15 protein-coding genes are annotated in these 20,046 nt (G+C 72.3%); 8 read left to right on the top strand and 7 right to left on the bottom strand.

The features are described from left to right. The first annotated feature begins 77 nt into the window (after positions 1 to 77). The 4 genes from dapA to AP234_RS22235 all read left to right on the top strand — a co-directional run bounded on the left by dapA (position 78) and on the right by AP234_RS22235 (position 3,964). The gene (gene dapA / locus AP234_RS22250; RefSeq protein WP_083502330.1) at positions 78 to 995 is read left to right on the top strand and encodes a 4-hydroxy-tetrahydrodipicolinate synthase; all 918 of its coding nucleotides are present in this window, start codon (positions 78 to 80) and stop codon (positions 993 to 995) included. Positions 996 to 1,072: 77 nt separating this feature from the next. Continuing rightward, positions 1,073 to 2,758, top strand: a complete 1,686-nt coding sequence (locus tag AP234_RS22245; protein WP_055481628.1) for a ribonuclease J — start codon at positions 1,073 to 1,075, stop codon at positions 2,756 to 2,758. Between the two features lie 397 nt (positions 2,759 to 3,155). Further along, positions 3,156 to 3,521 carry an RNHCP domain-containing protein gene (locus AP234_RS22240; RefSeq protein ID WP_055481627.1) on the top strand — a complete coding sequence of 122 codons (366 nt, stop codon included), beginning with the start codon at positions 3,156 to 3,158 and terminating at the stop codon, positions 3,519 to 3,521. Between the two features lie 32 nt (positions 3,522 to 3,553). Beyond that, positions 3,554 to 3,964 (top strand): RNHCP domain-containing protein, encoded by a 411-nt coding sequence (locus tag AP234_RS22235; protein WP_055481626.1) that lies wholly within the window; start codon positions 3,554 to 3,556, stop codon positions 3,962 to 3,964. A 63-nt stretch (positions 3,965 to 4,027) separates the two neighbouring features. Here the strand turns inward: AP234_RS22235 and AP234_RS22230 are convergent, their stop codons facing one another. The 6 genes from AP234_RS22230 to AP234_RS22205 form a co-directional block, all read right to left on the bottom strand. Then, entirely contained in the window at positions 4,028 to 5,641 is a 1,614-nt protein-coding gene (locus tag AP234_RS22230; protein ID WP_063843038.1) for a DHA2 family efflux MFS transporter permease subunit, read from the bottom strand. Between the two features lie 41 nt (positions 5,642 to 5,682). After that, positions 5,683 to 8,997, bottom strand: coding sequence for a BTAD domain-containing putative transcriptional regulator (locus tag AP234_RS22225; protein WP_063843037.1), 3,315 nt, complete (start codon positions 8,995 to 8,997; stop codon positions 5,683 to 5,685). Positions 8,998 to 9,012: 15 nt separating this feature from the next. Continuing rightward, on the bottom strand, positions 9,013 to 10,203 hold the full coding sequence (locus AP234_RS22220) for a hypothetical protein (protein WP_200926649.1): 1,191 nt from the start codon (positions 10,201 to 10,203) through the stop codon (positions 9,013 to 9,015). Next, the gene (locus AP234_RS22215) at positions 10,200 to 11,459 is read right to left on the bottom strand and encodes a glucarate dehydratase family protein (RefSeq protein WP_055481625.1); all 1,260 of its coding nucleotides are present in this window, start codon (positions 11,457 to 11,459) and stop codon (positions 10,200 to 10,202) included. Before AP234_RS22215 ends, AP234_RS22220 begins: the two co-directional genes overlap by 4 nt. Further along, entirely contained in the window at positions 11,453 to 12,358 is a 906-nt protein-coding gene (locus AP234_RS22210) for a 5-dehydro-4-deoxyglucarate dehydratase (protein WP_055481624.1), read from the bottom strand. Before AP234_RS22210 ends, AP234_RS22215 begins: the two co-directional genes overlap by 7 nt. Positions 12,359 to 12,676: 318 nt before the next feature. Continuing rightward, positions 12,677 to 13,705, bottom strand: coding sequence for a LacI family DNA-binding transcriptional regulator (locus AP234_RS22205; protein WP_055481623.1), 1,029 nt, complete (start codon positions 13,703 to 13,705; stop codon positions 12,677 to 12,679). A 519-nt stretch (positions 13,706 to 14,224) separates the two neighbouring features. On the opposite strand from AP234_RS22205, the gene AP234_RS22200 reads away from it, so the two are divergent. Genes AP234_RS22200 through AP234_RS22185 form a run of 4 tightly spaced genes read left to right on the top strand, consistent with a single transcriptional unit; the run spans position 14,225 to position 18,451 of the window. Next, positions 14,225 to 15,328 carry a Gfo/Idh/MocA family protein gene (locus tag AP234_RS22200; RefSeq protein WP_431998984.1) on the top strand — a complete coding sequence of 368 codons (1,104 nt, stop codon included), beginning with the start codon at positions 14,225 to 14,227 and terminating at the stop codon, positions 15,326 to 15,328. Beyond that, positions 15,325 to 16,488: a dihydrodipicolinate synthase family protein gene (locus tag AP234_RS22195; RefSeq protein ID WP_055481621.1), complete on the top strand. Its 1,164-nt coding sequence runs from the start codon at positions 15,325 to 15,327 to the stop codon at positions 16,486 to 16,488. Before AP234_RS22200 ends, AP234_RS22195 begins: the two co-directional genes overlap by 4 nt. Continuing rightward, positions 16,488 to 17,357, top strand: coding sequence for a sugar phosphate isomerase/epimerase family protein (locus tag AP234_RS22190; protein ID WP_055481620.1), 870 nt, complete (start codon positions 16,488 to 16,490; stop codon positions 17,355 to 17,357). The genes AP234_RS22195 and AP234_RS22190 overlap by 1 nt, the downstream gene beginning before the upstream one ends. Continuing rightward, positions 17,357 to 18,451, top strand: coding sequence for a glycerate kinase (locus AP234_RS22185; RefSeq protein WP_055481619.1), 1,095 nt, complete (start codon positions 17,357 to 17,359; stop codon positions 18,449 to 18,451). The genes AP234_RS22190 and AP234_RS22185 overlap by 1 nt, the downstream gene beginning before the upstream one ends. A 51-nt stretch (positions 18,452 to 18,502) precedes the next feature. Here AP234_RS22185 and AP234_RS22180 read toward each other — a convergent pair whose 3' ends face one another. Beyond that, positions 18,503 to 19,993: an aldehyde dehydrogenase (NADP(+)) gene (locus AP234_RS22180; protein WP_055481618.1), complete on the bottom strand. Its 1,491-nt coding sequence runs from the start codon at positions 19,991 to 19,993 to the stop codon at positions 18,503 to 18,505. Positions 19,994 to 20,046 lie beyond the last annotated feature (53 nt).

Raw genomic sequence — 20,046 nt, 5'->3', positions numbered from 1 at the left:
CGTGCGCTCCGGCGACAAGGGGCATAACGGGGTGCCGGGGTCCTACAACCGCCTGGAATCCGGGTACCGTTCGGTCTATGGCATCGCCAACTGGAACTTCCGACGCCCCCTTCGGTCGCATGCTGACCGCGATGGTCACGCCGTTCACCTCTGACGGCGCCGTCGACTATGCGGGCGTCCAGCGGATCGCCGCATATCTCGTCGATGAGCAGCGCCACGACGGCCTTGTGATCAGTGGCACCACCGGGGAGTCCCCCACCACCACGGATGAGGAGAAGGACCGCATTCTCCGTGCGGTCGTCGAGGTCGTGGGCGACCGTGCTTTCGTCGTCGCAGGGGCCGGGAGCAACGACACCCGTCACAGTGTCGAGCTCGCCCGGGCCGCCGAGCGCGCGGGGGCGCACGGGTTGCTGGTGGTCACTCCCTACTACAACAAGCCTCCGCAGGAGGGCGTGTTCCAGCATTTCACCGCCATCGCCGACGCGGTGGGGCTGCCGGTGATGCTCTACGACATCCCCGGCAGGACCGGGGTTCCCATTGAGACCACGACTTTGGTGCGGCTCGCGCAGCACCCGCGGATCGTCGCGGTGAAGGACGCCAAGGGCGACCTGTTCGCGGGGTCCCAGGTCATGACGGCCACCGATCTCGTGTTCTACTCGGGAGACGACCTGCTCAACCTGCCGTGGCTGTCGGTCGGCGCGGCCGGGTTCGTCAGCGTGGCCGGTCACGTGATCGGCGCACAGCTCGCCTCCATGATCGAAAGCTATCGGTCCGGGGATGTCGCGGCCGCCCTCGAGACGCACCGCCGCGTGCTTCCCGTGGTCGCGGGCATCATGACGCGGACCCAGGGAGCGATCATGGCGAAGGCCGCGTTGACGCTGGTCGGCCAGGACGGCGGACATGTACGGCTCCCGCTCGTCGACGCAACGGAGGACCAGATCGCGATGCTGCGTACGGACCTGGTCGCGGGCGGCGTGAAGCTTGCGGACACCTGACACATATGGAGACGAATGAGCGAGCGAAACACACGGAACAGCGGCACTGACCTACGGGGGACGGGGGAGGAGCTCGCATGAGTCACCCGCATCCCGAACTCGGGCCGCCTCCGCCGCTGCCGGACAACGGTCTGCGCATCGTTCCACTGGGCGGTCTGGGGGAGATCGGCCGCAACATGGCGGTGTTCGAGTTCGACGGGCGGCTGCTCGTGGTCGACTGCGGGGTGCTGTTCCCCGAGCCCGACCAGCCGGGCGTCGATCTCATCCTGCCCGATTTCGACTACATCCGGGGGCGTCTGCACGACATCGAGGCCCTCGTGCTCACGCACGCGCACGAAGACCACATCGGCGCCGTGCCGTACCTGCTGCGGGAGCGTCCCGACATCCCGCTGGTCGGGTCGCGGCTCACGCTCGGGCTGATCGAGAGCAAGCTCACCGAGCACCGGATCCAGCCGGTCAAGGTCGAGGTCGCCGAGAACGAGCGCCGCGCGTTCGGCCCGTTCGAGTGCGAGTTCATCTCGGTGAACCACTCGATCCCCGATGCCCTGGCCGTGGCCATCCGCACCCCCGCCGGGATCGTGCTGCACACCGGCGACTTCAAGATGGACCAGCTTCCGCTGGACGGGCGGCTAACCGACCTCGGGGCGTTCGCCCGGCTGGGGTCGGAGGGCGTCGACCTGCTGATGTCGGACTCCACGAACTCCGAGGTTCCGGGTTTCGTCACCAGCGAGCGGGAGATCGCCCCGGTCATCGACGACGTGTTCCGCACAGCGGACAAGCGGATCATCGTGGCCAGCTTCGCCTCGCACATCCACCGGGTCCAGCAGATCATGGACGCCGCCGAGAAACACGGCCGCAAGGTGGCCCTGATCGGCAGGTCGATGGTCCGCAACATGGGGGTGGCCCGCGAGCTCGGCTACCTGAAGGTCCCGGCGGGCCTGCTGGTGGACTCTCGCGAGATCGAGGAGTGGCCGCCGGAGGACGTGGTGCTGATCTGCACCGGTTCCCAGGGTGAGCCGATGGCCGCCCTGTCCCGGATGGCCAACCGCGATCACCCGATCAGGATCGCGGCAGGCGACACGGTCCTGCTCGCGTCCTCGCTCGTCCCGGGCAACGAGACCGCGGTGAACAAGGTCATCAACGGCCTCAACCGGTGGGGCGCCCGTGTCGTGCACAAGGGCAACGCCCGGGTGCACGTGTCGGGTCACGCCGCCGCCGGCGAGCTGCTCTACGTACTGAACCTGACCAAGCCGTCCAACTTCATGCCGATCCACGGGGAGTGGCGGCACCTGCGGGCGCACGCGAAGCTCGCGGGCCTGACTGGGGTCCCGGACGAGAACATCGTGATCGCCGAGGACGGCGTCGTCGTGGACCTGGTCGACGGCCGGGCGCGGATCGCCGGCGCGGTGCCGTGCGGCTACGTCTTCGTGGACGGCACCTCGGTCGGCGACATCACCGATGTCGCGTTGAAGGACCGGCGCATCCTCGGCGACGAGGGGTTCATCTCCATCGCCGTGGTCGTGGACTCCACCACGGGGAAGCTGACGGGCGGACCGGAGATCACCGCACGCGGCTCGGGCATCGATCCCGACGCCTTCGACGCGGTCATCCCGCAGATCGAGAGCGCGCTGCAGGAGGTCGCCGCGGCGGGGGTGGCCGACGTCATGCAGATCCGCCGCACGATCCGCCGTACCGTCGGGCGCTGGGTCAGCGACACCTACCGCCGCCGCCCGATGATCATTCCGGTGGTCGTCGAGGTCTAGCGGACGCGACCCGGAACGGACGAATCGTCAGCCAGGCGGAGGAGCCGACCGCCTGGCTGATCGGCGTCATGGGCTCCGGCGGAGGGGCCGGGAAAACCATTCGCGGGGCGTGGCGCATCGCTGCTACGCTCCCCGGCGTCCCATCGACGGAACTCCGGGCCGTTGTGCCTTAGAAAGCTGCTGAATTATGCCCTGGTCAGCGCCGAGCGCGCCGTGTCGTGCTCCCGGCGGGTCCTGCCACTGACACACCCTTTCGGTTCGGCCGGATCCCCGGTGCACCAACGTTTCCGTACGTCCGCGTGCCACGCGGACGCCGTCGGCGGATGACGCCTGTCCAGGCCCGCTCGGCGCTTCCTTGCTGCCCTTGTGCCATGAATCCAGCAAGGAGTATCGCCAGATGTCGAAGGACATCCCACATTCCGTTCTCAGGACCGAAACCTTCGGATGCGTGCGCTGCGGTCTCACCGTGACCGCGCTCGACCCGGGCGGCGCCCGGCGCAACCACTGCCCGAGATGCCTCTACTCCCGACACGTGCGGGACGGCGTCGAGGGCGGGCCGTCGGAGTGCCGGTCCGGCATGGCCCCCATCTCCATCGCGGTTCTGCGCAACGGCGACTGGGAGCTGATCCACCACTGCACCCGATGCGGTGAGCTGACCTCCAATCCGATCTGTGATGACGACAACCAGTTCATCCTCATGCGGATGGCGGTGCGTCCGCTCGCCCTGCCGCCGTTCCCGCTCGAAACCTTCGGCGGTCTGTGACGCGACCGGTGACGGAGAGGACGGAACATCGCATGCCACGACGGAAACCGCGCCAGCGGAGACCGCAACGGCGCAAGGACGTGCTGCACGGGCCGGGCGGTGAGCGGGGCGACGCGTTCCGCTGCACCGGCTGCCGCCTGGACGTGCCGCTGGCCGCGCCGGGCACGGCGCACCGCAACCACTGCCCGCACTGTCTCACCAGCCTGCACGTCGACGGCCGGGTTCCCGGCGACCGGCGGGAAACCTGCCGTGGACGCATGACCGCGGTGGGCGTGACGGTACGGCGGGACGGGGAGTGGCTGCTCATTCACCGGTGCCTGACCTGCGGAAAGCTCAGTGTCAACCGGATCGCGGGAGACGACAACGCGTTCGTCCTGCTGCGGTTGGCCATGCGGCCGCTGGTCGGTACCCGCCTGCCCGTCGGCGCGCTGCTCGCGCTCTGAGCGGGCGGCGGCGCCCCGCCTCCCCCGCCGGAAACGGTGGGAGGCGGGGCGCCGCCTGCGGGCTCACCGCGTCCTTCGGGCCGGTTCGCGTGTCTCCCCGGGCTCGTGCTCGTCGTGCTCGTCGTGCTCGTCGAGCTCGGCGTGATCGGGGATCACCTTGGGCACGCCCCGCAGTGCGAACAGGGCGGCGACCGCCAGGCAGACCAGGATGGCCGAACCCGCCAGCCCCGTCACCTGGATGCCGTGTACGAAGGAATCCCGCGCGGTGCGGATGACGGCCCCCGCCGCGTCACCGGGCAGCGCGGCCGCGGCCTGGAGCGCGCCACCGAGCGTGTCGCGCGCCTGGGCGGTGATATCGGCGGGCAGCCCGGCCGGCAGCTTGAGGTCGCCGCGGTAGACGGCGGTCGTCACGCTGCCGAGCACCGCGATGCCCAGCGCGCCGCCTATCTCCGCCGCGGTCTCGGAGATCGCGCTCGCCGCTCCCGCACGCTCCTTCGGCACCGAGGCGAGCACCGTGTCGTTGGTCACGCTGAACGTGAATCCCATGCCGGCGCCCTGGACGATCATGGCGACGAGCAGATAGGGGTAGTTCACCGTTACCCGCAGGCCGAAGAGCATGGCCAAGCCGATGGCGACCATGGCGAGCCCGAGCGCGACGACCGGGCCGCGGCCCCACCGATGGACCAGGGAGCCGGATAGGGCGCCGCCGACGCCACCCGCGAGCCCTCCCGGCAGTGCGGCGAGCCCGGCGATCAGCGGCGACCAGCCCACGACGAGCTGGAAGTACTGGGCGAAGAGCAGCGACACGGCGAGCGTGGCGAAGAGCGTGATGAGCGTGGCACCGACCGATGCCGTGAAGGCACGGCGCCGGAACAGCCGCACATCGATGAGCGGCTCGGCGAGCCGGGTCTGCCGCAGGACGAAGACCACCAGTGCCACGATGCCGATCGCGGCGGCGACGGCGACCTGGGTCTGGCCCACCCCGTCGTACGCGGCCTCCTTCAGCGCGTAGATCAGGCCGAGCACGCCGGCGGCGGAGAGCGGGACGCTGACCAGGTCGATGCGGCCGGGGCGCGGGTTGCGCGACTCGGGCAGTACGGCGAGGCCGGCGATGAAGATCACCGCCATCACCGGCAGATTGATCAGGAAGACCGAGCCCCACCAGTAGTGGTTGAGCAGCGCGCCTCCGACGACGGGTCCCAGGGCGAAACCCACCGCGGTGACGCTGCTCCAGATGCCGACCGCGCTGGTCCGCTCCTTGGCATCGGTGAAGACGTTGCGTACGAGCGACAGCGTCGAGGGCATGATGGTGGCTCCGGCGACGCCGAGCAGCGCACGCGCCGCGATGAGCAGCTCCGGGTTCGGGGCGTAGGCGGTGACCGCCGAGGCGGCGCCGAACGTGACCGTGCCGATCAGCAGCAGCCGCTTGCGGCCGATCCGGTCGCCGACGTTGCCCATGGTCACCAGCAGCGCCGCCAGGGCGAAGCCGTAGATGTCGACGATCCACAGCATCTGGGTCGCCGTCGGGGTGAGGGCCTCGGTCAGTTTCGGCACCGCGAGGTGCAGCACGGTGAGGTCGAGGGACAACATGAGCATGGCCAGGCACGCCACGACCAGCGTGCCCCATTTGCGAGAGATGACGTTCACGGCGTCAGCGTCGGCTTCGACGCTGACCATTCGCCCACGATCCGCTGACCGTCGCTGACGGCGGCATGATCTCAGCCGTCGTCCAACGCGGCCAGGTCTCCGGTGATCAGGCCGAGCGCGGGAAGGGGCTCGTCCATCGCCGCCGGCAGCCTCTCCCGGAGGGCGTCACGGGCCTGGCCGTACAACCGGTAGAAGGTCGTTTCGCCGAGCACGGTGCGGCATCGGCCGGCGACCCGATCGACGTCGGCGTCACCCACCGGAGGGGTGCCGCGCAGCGCCGCGCCGACACCGAGCAGCGATGCGGCACGCTCGGCTTCGCCGTCCAGCAGCGCGACGCCGGCGAGGCCCTCGGCCATGCGCGCCGCGGTGAACAGGTTGACGCCGCCCACCCCGGTCGCCAGCGCCCGGCGATGCCAGGTGAGCGCCTCGGCGGCGTCGCCCTCCATCTGCGCGATCCACCCGAGCGCGAGGTAGGTGCGCGCCCGGTTGTCCTCGGCGTTGAACCGGTCCGCCGTGCATTCGGCGAGCGCCGCCTCGCACAACCGTCGCGCCTCGACCGGATCACCGCTCTTGCGGGCCAGCTCGGCCAGGCCGAGGAGGGCGTCGGCGGTGAGCTCGGGGGTGCCCGCACGCCGGGCGAGATCCACCGCGCGTTCGTAGTCTGCCCGGGCTCCCGCCGCGTTCCCGGTCTGCGACCGCCCCGCGGCCCGCCTGCTCAGCGTCTCGGCCATGTCGGCCGTCGAGCCGAGCTGTTCGGCCAGTTCCAGCGCCTCGTCGGCCAGTGCCTCGACCCTCGTGTGGTCTCCGCGCCACATGGCTATGTCGCTGAGGCCGCTGAGCGCCATGATGATCGACCATCGGTCGCCCACCGGGCGCATCTCGCGCAGCGCTTCCGAGATCGCCCGCTCGGCCTCCTCGAGACGTCCGTCGAACAGCAGCAGATACGCATGCCCGAAGGTGGTCAGCGCCCGCGTCCACGGATCGTGTGCCAGTAGGTGGTATCTGCTCGTCAGCTGTCTGCGCTCGCTCCGGTCGGGCGGGCCTCCGAGCATCGCGTGCAGCACGAGGATGAAGGGCTGCCGGGGCGCCGCCGACATGGTGGTCACCACTCGTAGCGCGGCCTCGACCGGCAGCCCCTGGTGGGTGCCCCAGGCCGCGACGCTGACACACAGCGCGGCCTCCTCGGCGAACCTCCCCGTGAACCCTTCGGCCGGGTCCGTCGCCGACTCCGGCGTGGGCTCGGCCGCCGGCCCCGGGATGATCTTCTGAAGGAGTTCCCGGGCGAGCGCCGCCGCTTCGCCCCGCCGGCCACGCAGCAGCCAGAATCCGGTCAGGGCGGACAGTAGGCGCAGCGCCCGCTCGATGTCGCCGTCCTCGGTCGCCCGGCGGAGGGCGGCGTGCAGGTTGTCGTGCTCACCGTCCAGCCGGTCCAGCCATTCGAGCTGCTCGGCCCGGCGCAGGTGCGGCTCGGCCGTCTCGGCCAGATCCAGGAAGTACGCCACGTGGGCCCGGCGCATCGATTCGTTCTCGCCCGCCTCGGTGAGCCGTTCCGCGCAGAACGCCCTGATCGTCTCCAGCATCCGGTAGCGGCCGTCAGCCGCCTCCACCAGGGATTTCTCGACGAGAGAGGCGAGCACGCCGTCGGTGTCCGGCAGCCCGCAGACCCGCTGCGCCGCCTCCAGCGTGGCGCCGCCCGCGAAGACCGTCAGCCGCCGCGCCATGGTGCGCTCGGCCTCGTCGAGCAGATCCCAGCTCCACTCGACCACGGCTCGCAGCGTGCGGTGGCGCGGCTGGGCCGTACGGCTGCCGCGCGACAGCAGCGAGAACATCTCCGGCCGGGCGACGCCGTCCAGCCGGGCCGCGATCTCGGCGGTGGTCAGCGACCGCGCCCGAGCGGCGGCCAGCTCGATCGCGAGCGGCAGCCCGTCGAGCGCCCGGCAGATCCGCAGCACGTCCCGCGTGACCTCGGGATCGAGCCGGAAGCCGGGGCGTACGGCTCCGGCACGCTCGGCGAACAGCCGTACAGCCGGATAGGCGAGCGGATCGGCGGGACAGACGCCCGGCGGGGGGAGCTCCAGCGGCGGCACCGGGAGCAGCCGCTCGCCCGTGATGCCCAGCGCCTCGCGGCCGGTGGCCAGGACGCGCAGGGCCGGGCAACCGGCGAGCAACTGGTCGGCGAGGCGGGCGGCGGCCTCGATCACGTGCTCGCAGTTGTCGAGGACGAGCAGCATGGGACGCGCTGACAGCGCGGCGATCAGCCGGGCGACCGGATCGCGGACCCGGTGGTCGGTGGCGTAGCGAGCGGACGCCTTGCCTCCGGGAGCCAGGCCGCCGGGAACGGGCGGGGCCAGTGCGCCGTCGCGCAGGCCGAGGGCGCCGAGTACGGCGTGCGGCACGTCAGCGCCGTCCGCGAGCGGCGCCAGCTCGACGAACCGGACGTCGCCGGGATGCTGTGCCGCCGCCTCGGCCGCCAGCCGGGTCTTCCCGCTGCCGCCCGGCCCGGTCAGCGTTACCAGCCGCGCCTCCCCGAGCAGTGTCGCGATCCGATCGAGCTCGCCCGTCCGCCCGATCAGCGAAGTGAGCCGGGCGGGCAGCAGCTGACGGCGCTCGGAGACGCGAGACAGCGACGGATCCGACCGGAGCACGGCCAGGTGGATCCCGGCGAGCTCGGGGGACGGGTCGGCGCCCAGCTCCTCGGCGATCCGCCGCCGTGCGTTCTCGAACGCGGTCAGCGCCTCGGCCTGGCGACCGGCCGCGTAGAGCGCACGCATGAGCTGCCCGATCGAGCGTTCCCGCAGGGGGTGAGCGGCCGTCCTCTCCCGCAGCTCGGCGACCAGGCCGTCGTGCTCGCCGAGCGTGAGCCGGGCCTCGACCAGGTCCTCGGCCGCCGACAGACGCAGCTCCTCCAGCCGGGCCGTCTGCGCGGCCGCGAACGGCGCGTCCACGACATCGGCGAGCGCGGATCCGCGCCAGAGCCCGAGCGCCCGCCGCAGGTGCTCGACCGCACCGGTGTGGTCTCCGGCGGCGAGCCGGCGTCGCCCCGCCGCCGCCAGCCGCTCGAACCGGAGGGCGTCCACGTCGTCGGGCTCGACCGCCAGCAGATATCCGGCGGGGTGACGCACGAGGAGGTCACGGAAAGGCGGCCCGCCGAACCGGAGCTCGCCGAGCAGGCGGCGTAGCCGGGAGACCTGTGCCTGGAGGGCGTTGACGGCCCCCGCGGGTGGCTCGGTGCCGTACATGCCGTCGATGAGCTGCTCCGTCGTCACCACCCGGCCGGCGGCGAGGAGCAGCAACGAGAGGAGCGCCCGGACCTTGGGTCCGCCGACGGCGACGGGAGACGCGTCGTCGGGCCGTGCCTCGACCGGACCGAGGATGCCGAACCGCATGCCGTCAATTCTGGCTCACCCGCGCACGGCCTGGCCGATCGCTTTCAGACGGGTGGCGGACACGAGGCCGCCGTGGTACCAGTGGATCTCGTCCGCGCCCGCGGCGCGGTAGCCGTCGGCGAGCCGGGACAGGGCCGCGCCGTCGGCCGGCCGCGGCGGCAACGCCAGCGCGTACGCCCCGATCCGGACCCGAGCTCCCGTTCGATGCGGCTCATCGGGTCGGTGCCGCTCAGCGAGCCGACGCAGTGCCCGTAGTCCCGCCATGTCCGCCTCGGGGGCGTTCCAGCAGTTGCCGACCAGCAGGTCGGCGTCGACGGCGCCGTCGCCTGTGGACACCGTCGCGAACGATCCCGTGGCCCAGGGGTCGGCATCGGCGTGCAGCGCGAGCGGCATCCCCGGCCGAGCCGACCTGATCCGGGCCGTCAACGGGTCGCGCAGCTCGCGGGCGAGTCCGGTCCGCAGGTCCCGTACGGCTTGCGCCAGGTCGCCCAGCGCGTCCTCCACCGATCCGGGCGCCGATCCGGATGCGCCGTCGACACCGGCCCGGACCCGCGACGCCAGCTCGCTCACGTCGAGGCCGGCCGACTCGTAGCGCGTCCGGCAGGCCCGGCAGAAGCAGAGCGACAGCAGCGCGATCTGCACCGGCGACCAGTCGGCGCCGTCGGTTTTCTCGTGCAGCCCGGCATGGCGGAACCCCAGTGCGCCGCAGGCTTCCAGGATCAGCCCGTCGGGCTCGCCCAGCTCGACGATCTCGCGCACGAGCGTGTGGCAGTAGTCCCGCACCTCCTGGAACGCGGGACAGAGCGCGTAGGGGTACGGCTCGCCGAAGGCGTTGACGACGACCAGGTCGGGGTCGGCCGAGCCGAGCAGCGCGTTGTGCGTGAGCACGGTCCAGGCGTGGACGGACAGTCCCTCGGCGCGCAGCGCGGCCGCGGCCTCGCCGAACGGGTCGGCCGACGCCATCCACCCCGATGGGGTGGCGGGGACGAGCCGGGCCTCCTTCCACGCTTCCTCGCGTACCGGGACATAGCACGCGGCGTGCCGCGCATCCACCAGGCGGTGGGCGGGGTGCAGCGGGGTCGCGGCCCGGGTGGCGTGATAGGTGGCGGCCAGCGCGACCGAGTCGACGCCGAGCGACCTGAGCCGCGCGGGCGCCCGGGGGTCGCCGACGATGTCCCAGGGGTAGGCGTAGACGACGTCGGTCACCAGCGCGGCCGGTGTGCGGAGAACGACGGTTCGAAGGTGCGCATGTAGGTCTCGTCGTCGCGGACACGGACCCCGCACCTGACGTACTGCTCGTGCATGACCGCGAGGGCGTCGCGGTCGAGCTCGACGCCGAGGCCGGGCCCTTCGGGCACCGGGACCGCTCCGTCGACGAACCGCAGCGCGCCGGGCACGACGACGTCCTGGCCGTCCTGCCAGGGCGTGTGGGTGTCGCAGGCGTGCGTGATCGCCGGGGTCGCCGCGGCGAGATGGGTCATCGCCGCGAGGCTGATCCCGAGATGCGAGTTGGAGTGCATGGACAGCTCGATGCCGAACGTCGCGCACAGCGTCGCGATGTGCGCCGACTTGACCAGACCACCCCAGTAGTGGTGGTCGATCAGCAGCACGCCGATCGCGCCCTGACGGATCGCGGGGGGAAGGTGCTCGGGGGTGACCACGCACATGTTCGTGGCGAGCGGCATCGGCACCTCGGCCGCGACCCGCGCCATGCCCTCGATTCCCGGGGTCGGATCCTCCAGGTATTCCAGCGCGCCCTCCAGCGCCCGGCCGACCTCGATCGAGGTGTCGACGGTCCAGGCCGCGTTGGGATCCAGCCGCAGCGGATGGTCCGGGAACGCCTCCCGGAGGGCGCGGATGCCCTCGATCTCCTCGGCCGGCGGGAACACCCCGCCCTTGAGCTTGATCGAGCGGAAGCCGTACCTGCCGATGAACAGGCGGGCCTGCTCGACGAGGCCGGCGGGGTCGAGCGCGGCGCCGAAGGCGTCCTCCGCCGCGCCCGGATGGCCGGCCCACTTGTAGAACAGATAGGCGCTGTACGGCACGGCGTCCCGCACCCGGCCGCCGAGCAGGTCGACGACCGGCCGCCCGGCGGCCTTGCCCATGATGTCCAGGCAGGCCACCTCGAACGGGGAGAACACCCGGTCCACGGTCTTCTCCGGGGTGGCGATCCCGGTGAGCCCGTGCAGGTCGGAGACGACGTCCGTGCCGACGGAGGCGGCCACCGCCGCGTGGATCGCGTTGTGCCGGTAGACGTCGAGGCCAACCAGCGCCTGCGCCGCCGCCCGCACCCGCTCCAGGTGATCGAGATCGCCGTAGGTCTCGCCCAGCCCGGTGAGGCCCTCGTCGGTGACGATCTCGACGATGGTCCGCAGCGCCCAGGGACCGTGCACGCCCGCGGCGTTGAGCAGCGGCGGGTCCCGGAACGCCACCGGGGTGACGACGACCCGGCGGATCAGCATCCGACGATCTCCAGACCACCGGCGATGAGCTCTTCGAGCCGCGCGACGTGCTCGGGCGCCGCGTCGACCAGGGGCGGCCGGACCGGACCGGCGTCGAGGCCGCGCAGGGCCACCCCCGCCTTGACGAGCGCGACGGCGTAACCCGGCACCAGGTCGCGCAGCTCGACGAAGGGCCGGTAGAACCCGGTGAGCAGGCGCCGGACCAGGTCGTCGTCGCCCGCCGTGACCGCCTTGTGGAAGCCGAGGGCGATCTCGGGCACGAAGCAGAAGACGGCCGAGGAGTAGAGGTTCACCCCCATGCCGCGGTAGGCCTGGACCGTCATCTCGGCGGTCGGCAGCCCGTTGAAGAACGTGAACTCCCGGTCGGTGGCCTGCCGTACGGCGAGGGTGATCCGCTGCAGCAGGTCGAGATCGCCGAGCCCGTCCTTGAATCCCACCACGCCGGGCAATCCGGCGATCTCCGCAGCGGACTCGGGGGTGAACTTCGCGTTGCCGCGCTGGTAGACGATCGACGGCAGCGTGGTCGCCGACGCGATCTCTCGTACGTACCTGACCAGGCCGCTCGCCGGGGCGTTCACCAGGTAGGGCGGAAGCAGGAGCAGTCCGTCCGCCCCCGAGCGTTCCGCGACCAGTGCGCAGTCGCGTGCGAACGGCAGCGCGCCGCCCGCACCGGAGAACACCGGGACCCGCCCGGCCGTCGCCTCCACCGCGATCCGCACCACCCGCTCGTACTCGTCGAGGCCCAGGGAGTTGAACTCTCCCGTGCCGCAGGCGGCGAACACCCCACCGGCGCCGGCGTCGACACCACGCTCGACGTGCCGCCGCAGGGCGTCCTCGTTGAGCGTGCCATCAGTGGCGAACGGAGTGACCGGGAAGAACAGGACGCCATCCAAACGCATTTGTCTACTCACTCTGGGTTACCTCCGGGGCCGCGCGGACGGGACCCGGACGGCGGGGCCGACGGATTGACCGATTCATGGACATGAACAGCAGTCAGAACTATGAACAACTGTCGCAACTGTAAGAACTCGGAGCGACAGGTGTCAAGGTCTCCACGGAGTCATGCGAGTGGAACGCCCGGGTGACCCGGGGGCCGTACGCCGGTTCCGGGCGGGTGCGGTCCGGGATCGGCGAGGCGACGGGCGGGCCGTACGTGCGGGTGGCCGGCCGGTCGTGCGGGCCCGCCGTCAGGTGAGATCAGGCGATATCGGGTGGGCTCAGGTGAGTTTCGCCGTGCTGGCCCGGACGACCACCTCGCCGCCCATCCGCAGGACGCGGCGGCGACGCTCGGGGTTCTCGGTGAGCGCGAGCTCAAGGGCACGCTCACCGAGCTGCTGCAACGGCAGCGCCACCGTGGTCAGCGGCGGCGTAAGATCGCGGACGATCGGGATGTCGTCGAACCCGGCGACGGACACGTCGTCGGGCACGGACAGGCCGCGGTCGCGTACGGCGGCGCAGGCGCCGATGGCCATCACGTCCGCCACGGCGAACACGCAGGTGGCCCGGGTCCCCTGGTCCAGCAGCCGGGTCATGGCCGCATACCCGCCATCGCGGGTGAAGGGGCCCTCCACGATGTCGGCCGCCGCCAGCTTCACCCCGGCCTTCCGCAGTTCGGCGCGGAAGCCGCCGAGCCGGTCGGCGACCGTGGTCAGCACGGGAGGTCCGGTCAGGACCGCGAACCGGCGGTGGCCCATCTCCAGCATCGCCCGCGCCATGGCGGCGGCGCCGGCCCGGTTCTCCGGCAGCACCGTGTCGACCCGCAGGCTGCGATGCCTGCTGATCACCGCCACCCGGCCACGGCCGTCGAGGTAGGGCTTCAACTCGGCCTCGAGCGCCCGCTCCCAGTGGAGGTCCTCGAACCCAGAGCCGATGAGCAGGATGGCGTGGGCCCGCTCGGCACGCAGCATCGACACGTACGCGATCTCGCGCTCGGGGTCGCTGAACGTGCTGGCGAGCATCACCAGCAGGTCGTTGTCCGCGGCGACCCGCATGACGCCGCCCGCGATCGCGGCGAAATAGGGGTCGCTGACGTCGTGGCAGACGACGCCCACGGTGCGGTGGGCGCCGCCGGCGAGAGCGCGCGCGTGCGCGTTCGGTGTGTAGGCCAGCCGTTCGGCCGCGAGCAGCACCCGCTCCCGCAGGTGCGGTGTCACCCGCATTCCGTTGAGCGCCCGGGACGCCGTGGCGAGCGAGACGTCGGCGGCTCTCGCCACGTCCTCCAGCGTCACGTGCGTGCGTGCCTGCATCCGCTCTCCCCGCGCAGTGCTTGACCCGGCCATTTCGGCGTGGTTATCGTACGCCCCTGAAAGCGCTTTCAGAAAGCGCGTTCAGAACGGAGCTCGTCCACCGGCGGGAACCCCGGCTCGCCAATGGTACGCGCCTACCCGGCGGCAAGGAAGCGTGGAAAAGGTGCTTTCCCCGGTTCGGCAGGACATGACTCGACATGACTCTTGAAACGCGACACAGAACCGGGAATCGCCGGGGGAGAAGGAGGGTCATGGCCGCGCCGGCGGTGTCCGAACCGAAGACCACCCGGGCGCCGGCCGCACTCCTCTCGGTCCCACGACGACTTCTCTATCCCACGACGACTTCTCGACCCGACGACGACCTCTCGGCCCGGCGACGACTTCTCGGTCCCACGACGACCTCTCGGCCCGACGACGACCTCTCGGTCCGACACGACTTCTCAACGACCGCCAGAACTGGAAGGACACACGGTGCAGCGCACGTTAATCGGGATCGTCCTCAACGGTGTGACCGGACGGATGGGGTATCGGCAGCACCTCGTCCGGTCCCTGCTCGCCATCCGTGAGCAGGGCGGCCTGCCCGCCCGCGACGGCAGCCGCATCTGGCCCGAGTTGACCCTGGTCGGCCGGAACGAGGCCAAGCTCGCCGAGATCGCGGCCCGCCACGGGCTGACGTCGTACACGACCGACCTGGAGGCCGCGCTCGCCGACGAGTCCAACCAGATCTACTTCGACGCCCAGGTGACCTCCGAGCGCGAGCGGGCGATCAGGGCGGCGATCGGCGCCGGAAAGCACATCTACACGGAGAAGCCCCTCGCCGAGGGGTTGGCCGGCTCCCTGGAACTCGCCCGGCTCGCCGCCGCCAAGGGGGTCAAGAACGGGGTGGTGCAGGACAAACTGTTCCTCCCCGGCCTGCGCAAGCTGAAGCGGCTGGTCGACGGCGGGTTCTTCGGCCGGATCCTGTCGGTGCGCGGTGAGTTCGGCTACTGGGTGTTCGAGGGCGACTGGCAGACGGCCCAGCGGCCGAGCTGGAACTACCGCGCCGAGGACGGCGGCGGGATCGTCATCGACATGTTCCCGCACTGGCACTACGTGCTGGAGCAGATCTTCGCCCCGGTGACGGCCGTGACCGCGCACGTCGCCACGCACATCCCCGAGCGTGTGGACGAGAACGGCCGGGCCTACCGCGCCACCGCCGACGACGCCGCATACGCGATCTTCGAACTGGCCGGCGGCATCGTCGCGCAGGTCAACTCCTCCTGGGCCGTACGGGTGTACCGCGACGAGCTGGTCGAGTTCCAGGTCGACGGCACGCACGGCAGCGCCGTCGCCGGCCTGCGCGACTGCCGCGTCCAGCACCGCGGCACGACGCCGATGCCGGTGTGGAATCCGGACCTGCCGGTCACCGAGGGCTTCCGGTCGCAGTGGCAGGAGGTCCCCGACAACGAGGTCTTCGACAACGGCTTCAAGGCCCAGTGGGAGGCGTTCCTGCGCCACGTCGTCGACGACGAGCCCTTCCCGTGGGACTTCCTGTCCGGGGCGCGCGGCGTGCAGCTCGCCGAGGCCGGGCTGCGGTCGGCCCGCGAGGGCCGGCGGGTCGAGATCGAGGAGATCGCGCCGTGACCGCGACGATCTCCCTGCCCGGCGCTGACGGCACGGTCGAGCGGCTGACGCTGCGGGAGCCGGCCGACTGGCGGCGCCCCGCCACGCCCGTGACCGGCCGGATCGCGTACGCCGCCGCGCACGTGGTGGCAGATCCGTACGGCGACAACGCCCCCGGCCGGCCCGCGCGGCTGGACTGGGACGCCACGATGGCGGTGCGGCGCGACCTCTGGTCCTGGGGGCTCGGGGTGGCCGAGGCGATGGACACCGCTCAGCGTGGGATGGGGCTCGACTGGGCCGCCACCCGGGAGCTGATCCGGCGCAGCTCGGGCGAGGCGGCGGCCTGCGGCGGGCGCATCGTCGCCGGCGCGGCGACCGATCAGGCGCCCCCCGTGCTGCGCGACCTGGACGAGGTCGTCGCCGCGTACATCGAGCAGGTCGCCTTCGTCCAGGACTGCGGCGCCACCGCCGTCGTCATGGCGAGCCGGCAGCTCGCCGCCCTGGCCACCGGGCCCGACGACTACCTGCACGTCTACGACCGGGTCCTGTCGCAGACCGGCGCGCCGGTCCTGCTGCACTGGCTCGGCGACATGTTCGATCCGGCGCTCGCGGGCTACTGGGGCTCACGCGACCTCGACGCGGCGACGGAGACGTTCGTTTCGCTGGTCCGTGCCCACGCCGACGTCATCGACGGAGTGAAGGTGTCGCTGCTCGACGCGGACCGGGAGACCGGGCTGCGCGAGCTGCTGCCGGCCACGGTGCGCGTCTACACCGGCGACGACTACAACTATCCCCGGCTCATCCAGGGCGACGGCCGGCACTTCAGCCACGCGCTGCTCGGCGCCTTCGCGGCCATCGCACCGGCCGCGTCGGCGGCGCTGACGCGCCTCGACGCCGGCGACGAGGCGGGGTTCCGGGAGATCCTCGACCCCACCGTCCCGCTGTCACGGCATGTCTTCGCCCCGCCGACTCAGTACTACAAGACGGGCATCGCCTTCCTCTCCTGGCTCAACGGTCTCCAGCCCGGGTTCACCATGGTCGGCGGCCTGCACAGCGGGCGCGGCGTTCCGCATCTGGTGCGGACGTTCCGCCTCGCCGACGCCGCCGGCCTGCTGCTCGACCCCGATCTGGCGGCCGCGCGCATGACGCGGTACCTGTCGGTCGCCGGGGTGATCGCGTGATGGCCGGGCAGACGGGGATCGACACCGGCGTGGCGGACGGCGACCCACGCCTGGCGCGGCTGTCGCTCAACCAGATGACCACCAAGCCCTGGTCGGTGCGGGAGGCCGTCGAGGGCTGCGTGCGGGCCGGCATCCCGGCGATCGGGCTGTGGCGCGGGCCGGTGGCCGAGGCCGGGGTGCGGGCCGCCGCGAAGATCGTCGCCGACGCCGGGATCCGCGTGTCGTCGCTGTGCCGCGGCGGCTTCCTCACCGAGTCCGGTGACGCGGGCCGCGCCGCGCTGGACGACAACCGGCGGGCCGTCGACGAGGCGGTCGCCCTCGGCACGGACTGCCTGGTCATGGTCGTCGGCGGGCTGCCCGCCGGTTCCCGTGACCTGCCCGGCGCGCGGCGGCGGGTGGCCGACGCGGTGGCCGAGCTGGCCCCGTACGCCGCGGAGCGGGGGGTGCGCCTGGCCCTGGAGCCGTTGCATCCGATGTACTGCGCGGACCGGGCCGTCCTGTCGACCCTGAAGCAGGCGCTCGACATCGCCGAGCGGTTCCCGGTCGAGCAGGTCGGGGTCGTCGTCGACACGTTCCACGTCTGGTGGGACCCCGAGGTGTGGACGCAGATCGCGCGGGCGGGTGCCCGCATCGCGGCCTTCCAGGTGTGCGACTTCCTCACCCCGCTCCCGGCCGACGTGCTGCTCGGCCGCGGCATGATGGGCGACGGCCACATCGAGTTTCCGCCGTTCACGCGGGCGGTCGCGCAGGCCGGGTACACCGGCGACATCGAGGTCGAGATCTTCAACGCCGAGGTGTGGGCGACCGACCTCGACGAGGTGCTGGCCACGATGAAGGAGCGCTACATCCGGTTGGTACTGGAGGGCTGATGCGGGTCGTCATGGCACCGGACTCGTTCAAGGGCAGCCTGGCGGCCGGTGACGCCGCACGCGCGCTCGCGCGGGGCTGGCTCGCCCGGCGGCCCGCCGACGAGGTGCGCCTGCTTCCCCTCGCCGACGGCGGCGAGGGGGTCATCGACGCTTTCGCGGCGGCGCTGCCGGCGGGTGAGCGCAGGACGGTGACGGCGCCCGGACCGGACGGCCGGCCGGTCTCCGCCGCCTGGTCGCTGCTGCCCGACGGGTCGGCCGTCCTCGAACTCGCCCAGTCCAGCGGGCTGCCGCTCATGCGCGGCCCGGACCCGCTCGGCGCCCACACCTACGGGCTCGGCGTGGTCATGCGCGCGGCCCTCGACGCCGGCGCCTCCCGCCTGGTCATCGGGCTGGGCGGGTCGGCGTCGACCGATGGCGGTACGGGCGCCCTGCGCGCACTGGGCCTGCGGCTGCTCGACGGACGCGGCCGTGATCTACCGCTCGGCGGCGCCGCGCTCCTCGACCTGGCCCGCATCGACACCGGCGACCTGCTCCCGCCACCCCCCGGCGGGACGCGGCTGCTGGTGGACGTGACGGCGCCGCTGGTCGGGCCGGCCGGAGCCGCGGCGACGTACGGCCCGCAGAAGGGCGCGCGACCGGGCGAGGTCGACCTGCTGGACCGGGCACTGCGACGGCTCGCGGCGGTGGCGGGCGGAGATCCCGACCAGCCGGGGGCGGGCGCCGCCGGCGGCACCTCCTACGGCCTGGCCACGCTGTGGGGCGCACAGATCATGCCGGGCGCCCGGACGATCGCCGCGCTGGTCGGGCTGCCGGAAGCGCTCGCCGACGCCGATGTCGTCATCACCGGTGAGGGATGTTTCGACGAGACCTCGCTGACCGGCAAGGTCGTCGGCTCGCTGCTGGACCAGGCCGGGCAGGCCGCGGTGCGGGTCGGCGTCGTCGCCGGTCAGATGGCGGGTCCGGTGCCGGTGACGGTGTCGGAGGCGGTCTCACTCGCCGACCTCGCCGGGTCGGTCGGCGCCGCGCTGGACGACCCGGCGAAATGGCTGGTCGAGGCCGGTGACGCCATGGCACGGAGAATGACCGGCGGCTGAGCCGCGGCTCTCGCGACGATTCCGATCGGCGGCCCCCTGAAGCGGGCCCGGTCAGGGCAGCGTGAGCTCGCCGTTCACCCGCCGGGGAAGCCGCCACGGGTTGTCGTCGCGCAGCGCCTCGGGGAGCAGGTGCGTCGGGCAGTTCTGGTAGACGACCGGCCGCAGGAACCGGAAGATCGCCGCGGTGCCGACCGAGGTGGTCGACGGTTCCGTGGTCGCCGGGTAGGGGCCGCCGTGCTGCTGCGCCCAGCCGACGGCGACCCCGGTCGGGTAGGCGTCGAAGACCAGCCGCCCGGCCCGGGCCCGCATCACCGCCATGAGCCGGGCCGCCAGCTTCTCCTCCTCGGGCTCACTGTGCAGTGTCGCGGTCAGATTGCCGGGGGTCGCGGCGAGGGCGTGGAGCAGCTCGTCCTCGTCGTCGTAGGCGAGCACGACGGTCATCGGTCCGAAGCACTCCTCGAGCAGCAGCTCGGAGGCGTCCAGGGCGGAGACGTGCCCGGTCAGCAGCCGGGCCGTCACCTCCCGGTCGCCGCCGGTCCGTCCGCTGGCGGCGACGCGCAGGCCGGGCAGCGCCTCCCGCTCGCCGGCGCCGGCCTCGAAGCTCTCCCTGATGCCGTCGCCGAGCAGCACCTGCGGGCCGAGCTCGGCGAAGTGCCGCGCCATCGCCTCCACCAGTGCGTCGTCCCGCGGGGCCAGGACCAGCCCCGGCTTGACGCAGAACTGCCCGGCGCCCAGCGTCGCCGAGGCCACCAGACCCGCCGCGATCTCCTCGGTACGGCGGGCCGCCGCGCCGGGGGTGACGATGAGCGGGTTGAGGCTGCCCAGCTCGCCGTAGAAGGGGATCGGCTCGGGACGGCTCTTGGCCAGGTCGTAGAGGAGGCGTCCGGCCGGGATCGACCCGGTGAACCCGACCGCCCGGACCAGGGGGTGCGTGACCAGCGCGGTCCCGGCCTCGCGGCCGTGCACGAGCTGGACCACCTCGGCGGGAAGGCCGGCCGTACGGGCACCCTCCCGGAGAGCGGCCAGGGTGAGCTCCGAGGTCTCCGGATGGAGGGAGTGCGCCTTGACGATGACCGGGCAGCCGGCCGCAAGGGCGCTCGCGGTGTCGCCGCCGCCGACGCTGAAGGCGAAGGGGAAGTTGCTCGCGGAGAAGACGCCGACCACGCCGACCGGAATGTTCATCCGGCGCAGGTCCGGCCTGACCGAGTCGGCGGCGTCGAGCCGTACGTCGAGGAAGGAGCCCTCGCGCAGCACCTCGGCGAAGAGCCGAAGCTGGCCGCTGGTGCGGGCGACCTCGCCGGTCAGGCGGCCGACGCCGAGCGCGGTCTCGGCGTCGGCGGCGGCGACCAGGGCGTCCACCCGATGGTCCAGCGCGTCCGCCATGGCCTCGAGCAGCGCGGCCCGCCCCTGCGGCCCGGCCTCCTCCAGGCGCGGGAGCAGCGCGTCGGCCCGCCGGCAGGCGAGCTCGACCTCCTCCGCGCCGGTGGTGGGGAAGCCGCGGCGGCGCTCGCCCGAGCGTGCGTCGATGCTCCAGACGGTCATACAGGTCTCCTGATCGGTCTCAGCGGTGGAGTCGGCGTCGGATTTCTTGACGG

It is taken from the genome of Sphaerimonospora mesophila (assembly GCF_001417795.1).
GTDB lineage: Bacteria > Actinomycetota > Actinomycetes > Streptosporangiales > Streptosporangiaceae > Sphaerimonospora > Sphaerimonospora mesophila.
Note: the sequence above shows the minus strand (reverse complement) of the source record. Positions and strands in the feature narration are given on the sequence as shown.